The organism is Blastomonas sp. UPD001 (assembly GCF_003426715.1).
Classification (GTDB): Bacteria; Pseudomonadota; Alphaproteobacteria; order Sphingomonadales; family Sphingomonadaceae; genus Blastomonas.
The window spans coordinates 1-508 of record NZ_QKVT01000173.1; the positions used below are offsets into that span (position 1 = coordinate 1).

A 508-nucleotide genomic window follows, 5' to 3' on the forward strand; every position below is an offset into this window, starting at 1 on the left:
GAGCCAGTCGGGCAGGACAAACTCCATGCCCTCCACACGGCCGTCGCGCGTCGTGCATTCCCCCCACTCGTTGATCCAGGAGAATTGCTGGCGCCGCCAATGCTCGCCGTTGCGGATTGTGGTTTGGATGACGGTCGACTGCAGGCGCGCCAACGCGCCCTTGAGCAGCCGGTAATCGCGCGATCCGGTCTGACGTCCGATCGCGGTCAGGAGCTGATAAGGGGTGAAGCGCAGGAAGCGTGAGGTCTGGAACCCGAGGTTTGCGGCTTCGACGATCTGGCTTGCGGCCCAGATCAGGATATCGGCGTCCCAGATGGTCGCCATGCCATGCTCGGGGACCGCGAACACTTCGACATGGACGTCGCCGGCCTCGTAGAGGATCGGCGTGGTGCGTTTGGCTTTGGCCAGCGAGAAGAAGGGCCGCTCCATCAGATCGCGCTGATCGCGCGGGCTGGCGTCACCGGTGGCGACGACGAACGGATCGAGCCGTGATCGTTCGCTTGGGGAG

1 protein-coding gene is annotated in these 508 nt (G+C 64.6%); it reads right to left on the reverse strand.

Annotation, left to right across the window (positions count from 1 at the left end; all coding sequences use genetic code 11):
- On the reverse strand, positions 1 to 508 hold a 508-nt coding region (locus DM995_RS20280), incomplete at both ends, for a replication initiator protein A (protein ID WP_198669539.1).